Source organism: Iodobacter sp. CM08, from assembly GCF_033446605.1.
Classification (GTDB): domain Bacteria; phylum Pseudomonadota; class Gammaproteobacteria; order Burkholderiales; family Chitinibacteraceae; genus Iodobacter.
This window is the reverse complement of the sequence record NZ_JAWQUO010000082.1, coordinates 1-4,396: the sequence shown is the minus strand read 5'-3', so window position 1 is coordinate 4,396 and position 4,396 is coordinate 1. Positions and strand designations below refer to the sequence as shown.

At 47.5% G+C, this 4,396-nt stretch carries 5 protein-coding genes; all 5 read right to left on the bottom strand.

The genetic code is table 11. The features are described from left to right. Nucleotides 1-83: 83 nt before the first annotated feature. The 5 genes from R6242_RS22020 to R6242_RS22000 all read right to left on the bottom strand — a co-directional run bounded on the left by R6242_RS22020 (nucleotide 84) and on the right by R6242_RS22000 (nucleotide 3,992). Complete coding sequence (locus R6242_RS22020; protein ID WP_318431003.1) at nucleotides 84-560, bottom strand: hypothetical protein; 477 nt, start codon at nucleotides 558-560, stop codon at nucleotides 84-86. A gap of 517 nt (nucleotides 561-1,077) precedes the next feature. Then, the gene (locus R6242_RS22015; RefSeq protein ID WP_318431002.1) at nucleotides 1,078-1,755 is read right to left on the bottom strand and encodes a type 1 glutamine amidotransferase domain-containing protein; all 678 of its coding nucleotides are present in this window, start codon (nucleotides 1,753-1,755) and stop codon (nucleotides 1,078-1,080) included. A 704-nt stretch (nucleotides 1,756-2,459) separates the two neighbouring features. Continuing rightward, nucleotides 2,460-2,924 (bottom strand): AraC family transcriptional regulator, encoded by a 465-nt coding sequence (locus tag R6242_RS22010; RefSeq protein ID WP_318431001.1) that lies wholly within the window; start codon nucleotides 2,922-2,924, stop codon nucleotides 2,460-2,462. A 128-nt stretch (nucleotides 2,925-3,052) separates the two neighbouring features. Further along, nucleotides 3,053-3,493, bottom strand: coding sequence for a nuclear transport factor 2 family protein (locus tag R6242_RS22005; protein ID WP_318431000.1), 441 nt, complete (start codon nucleotides 3,491-3,493; stop codon nucleotides 3,053-3,055). After that, nucleotides 3,486-3,992 (bottom strand): GNAT family N-acetyltransferase, encoded by a 507-nt coding sequence (locus tag R6242_RS22000; protein WP_318430998.1) that lies wholly within the window; start codon nucleotides 3,990-3,992, stop codon nucleotides 3,486-3,488. Before R6242_RS22000 ends, R6242_RS22005 begins: the two co-directional genes overlap by 8 nt. Nucleotides 3,993-4,396: the final 404 nt, after the last annotated feature.

Genomic DNA, 4,396 nt, shown 5'->3' with positions numbered 1-4,396 from the left:
GAAAAACTCCCGACTTGGCCCAATAGCCGAATTGACGAGCTGCTGCCATTTGTTAAAGATCAGAGCCCACAAGATAACGAAGGCTAAAGCAGCTGGCTAGGTGGGAGGGCTGAGCGCTTACAATATTTTTCAATAATCTGTTTGAGTACGTCTTCTTGATAAGGATGTACTTCGCTGGCGTCTTCCATATCTGCTAATAATTGAGGATTGTTAAATTTTGTGCGTGCTTCTTCGTAATAAGGGATTTGTACACGGCGATATAAATCGACAAATTCGTCGAAATTAAGCACATGGCAATAATTGCGATATTGGCCTCGGGCTTTGATTTTTCCTAGGCTAATAAACGAAAGTAAGTAGGTGCTGCCTTTGGTGCCTAAAAAATCTTTCAGTGGCACGGAGGAGGGATAAGAAGGCGGCTCGCAAACAAATTTATGGATGATTCTGAAATCAAAATCATGCTGATTACTGTCGTGCTGCCAAATCACATAGCCCTCATCAGGGGATGTAATGGTTTTGCCACAGCTATCGCAAATCCATTCTTGCAGTGGTTTAAGCATCATCGGCTCCAGAGGCGTATTTTTATTTACTTTAGCTCGTTTTATTAGAAAGGCTAGTTGCGCATTGGCGATGTGGGGTTTTGTGCGAGCGGCTTAAGTTGCTGCAAATTTGCGTCAAGATCGCGGCATGAAATGGGTTGAAGTGAATCAGGCGGTCGACTTTTGCAGCGGGTTCTGCAGCCTGTGGCCACCTCACTGGCAAAATATGGCCCTCTTTGGGTGGAGCCCCCGGCTTCATCATTTGCGTTGTAGATATCTTTGCCCATTTCATGGCAGATAAGCGTGGTCAGTTGATCTTGTAGTGGCTCTAGCCGAGTAAAGATCCGTGTAAGTATAGCTGACGCTCAGCCAAGGGCAGCGCTGCCCACGCGGAAATGGGTATCGTATGACGCTAATCTGGGGATCTTTGGTTTTATAAAAAGAGGCGCAGCCCTGTGTTATGGCATAAAGCCATGCCAAAGAGGCTGCGCAGGGAGAGATTTAAGCGGATGAATGCAAGTTTAAAATTGTGCCGAATAGATCAGGCCAGTAAAGCCATCAGTGCACGTGCAGCAGGCTCGGATGAAGCAGGGTTTTGGCCGGTAATGAGCAAGCCATCGCTGACAACATAAGGCATCCAGTCGGCCTGCTTAGAATAGCTGCCACCATTTTGCTTTAGCATATCTTCCACTAAAAATGGCACCACCTTACTTAGGCCAACCGCTTCTTCTTCGGTATTGGTAAAGCCCGTTACCTTTTTGCCAGCAACAACTGATTGGCCATCGGCGGATTTAGGGTGGCGGAATACGCCAGGAGCATGGCATACCGCCGCCACGGGTTTGCCGCTGGCCAACATGGTTTCGATCAGCGCAATAGAATGCGTATCTTCAGCCAGATCCCACAATGGGCCATGGCCGCCTGGATAAAATACCGCATCAAAATCAGCAGCCACAACATCGCTTAATTTAGAAGTATTCGCCAGAATGCTTAGCGCGGCAGGATCGGCCTTAAAGCGTAAAGTGGCCTCAGTTTGAGCGGAAGGATCATCACTTTTAGGATCAAGTGGTGGCTGGCCACCCAGCGGAGAAACCAGTGTCATTGCTACGCCAGCATCTTTAAATGCATAGTAAGGTGCTGCTAATTCTTCTAGCCCAAAGCCTGTCTTTTCGCCGGTGTTGCCCAGTTGGTCGTGGGAGGTAAGCACAATTAATAGTTTCATATTAGATCCTGATCGGTGGTGGGGTAAGTATCAGGCTGCTACTTAGCTGGCCTGCTGCATAAAAATGGTCTGTGTAGTGAGCTGATGATTTTTTGTTAAATTAATAGACCAGTCGTCTATTTTATAAATAATGATCTGCCTTCTGTAATCAATTACTTGTGTGCTAGGTTTTGCTAGCTAGGGTCTGTTGACGTTTCATTCACGGCTGCGTTTAGCCCCGTTTTGGGGCTGAACAAGGAGAAAATTGCGACATGGTACGAGTACCATAAGCGATTTTTAACGCAGTGCAGCCCCAAAAATGGGCTAAACCCAAAGGGCTGAGCCGGAAAATGGCCATTCACTGCGTTATGCTCCTCGGCAATAACCAGTTATTGCCTTCGTCACATGCCTTGTGCTTGGCCGTTTTCCGGCTCAGCGCAATTGTGAATGAAGCGTCAACAGACCCTAGAACTTAACTGTAAATTATCTGGCGCTTTCTTGATGTCGTGAACTATATTATAAAGTAGACCGGTCGTCTATTAATTTTTTAAAAAATAGAGAACTCACCGGTAAACCCAATCCTATCAACTTAAGGAGAATGTTTTAATTGTTACACAGGCTTCAACTTGGATTGCACTATTGCAAGCATTTAAAACATCGTAGGGTGGGTGCTTTCTTGCCCACGCCGCGTATCCGCGTGGGCAAGATAAACCGCCTTGCCCACCCTACTTCAATGGTAAGTAGACATCGGTCATCATTTCCTCTTCTCGCACATTTGGGCCAACGTTGACGTAGTGGAAGAAGATGGGGAAATCACTGGGTGATTCGCCGCTTTGGGGCAACCAAGTTTTATGGAGATAGATGGCGGCTTTATTGTTTGATCGGGAGCCAATGTCCCGTGCAAAAGCGCAACGCAGGCTTGGGATGACCATATTTCGAATCCCGTAAGGATTGGGGCCAACGTCTTCATCAAAAGAAAGGCAAAAATCTACGCGGTGATCGGAAGGTGGCGTGATGAGTGGGTTTGTGTAGTGGATGCCGTAGCTTCGATACTTTAATTGATCCAGTAGCCGGTTTTCTAGCTTCCAAGCAACTAGCTTTCGCACCGTATCGTATTCAAGTGCAGGCGGCCCGAGATGCTCAACGGCAACAACCTTTGTTTCAGGGAATGTAACAATTTGGACGTCCATGAGTGTTCCTATTGTGTAAGTTGAGAGGGGGCCGTAGCGCAGCGCAAGGAACCCAAATACGCACATTTTGGCTGCTTCGCTCAAGCGATGGGTTAGGTAATGTGTGTGGTGAACTCGCTTTTGAGCTTCTAATCAACGGGCCTTATCTCTGTTGCTTGCGACCACACGATTTGCCATGTGTCTTCAGAGCTCTCGTAAATATCGGTGTGCCAGTACTCGGTGCGTGGAATGTAATGTGGTCCAAAGGTGACCTCCATGCTGGACTGGTACCGAATGACGGCCACTGGGCCGTTCAGGCGCACATCGATGTGCTTCGGATCCCATGCGTGGTACTTGAGAACACCAGCGGAAATTGCGCCAAGGTATTGATCCTTGGAGAGAGTCATTCCGATGGGCGTAATCAGTTGAAATTCAGAGGCGTGAATTGGCCTTGCATCTTTAATATTCCCTTCTACTAAAGCTGTAAGCCGCGTTCGCTCGATTGAACGAATCGCCTCGCATTCGGATTCATGTGATGTGGCTTGAAGCGCTCTGCCGGTGTGGGGCTGCTCGATGGAAGGGTTAGACATTAATGCCTCCAAGCAATGGCTGGAGCAACTTGGCAAGAAAGAACTCATCTATGTAATGAGCTTGGTTAGATCGTTTATAAGCGGATCGCATGATGCCCTCCTGAACAAAGCCGAGCTTTTTGTAGAAAGCCAATGCCCGCGGATTGTCGGCCTCAAGCATGAGCTCGACCCGCAGAATGCCTTTTGCACTTAGGTTTTTGATCGCTTCAGTCATCATGCTGAAAGCGAAACCAGAGCCCTTTTCATCTGGTGAAACTGCAAGTGTCCCTAAATAGGCCGAGTGATTAGCCCGACCTTCATGCCTTGTGACACGGTAGAAGCCTTTCACTACGCCTTCGAGCTCAACCACGAAGAAGCTGTTTGAGCGCACCAGCGATGCGAAAATTGGCTCAAATTCTTCCTTGGACAGTGGATCGAAGCCAAGGAATGGCACCACTTCCTCGTGCATATAGATCGAGTAGACCGATGCGAAATCACTTGCGCTGGCGAGTCTGTGCATTTTTTGCGATCCCTAACGTAAAAGTAAGGAGCTGGCCCCTGAGATGGTTCAAACACGCTTGCCCGATATAGGCCAGTGCTGCTTTATTTCATGGCGCTTTCGCAGGGGCCTGAGCAGTTTACAACTTTCGTATGCTCTTAACCGTGGTCTGCCTCTAGTTTCTATCGGTTTCTATTATCATTTTTTTTACTTGAACTAAACATATCACGCGTTGGCTGTCCATATTCAAACTGTAGTGCCTAATCTTCGATAACCTTTTTGCCGCATTTTTCACAGATACGGTAATCCCCCCACAAAACCAGCTCATTTTTAAGTAGAATTTTCTCGCAGTGTTTGAGGAGCTCTACATGAAAGCAGCACGCTATTCCGACAGCCAAATTATGGCGATTTTAAAGCAAGCCGAA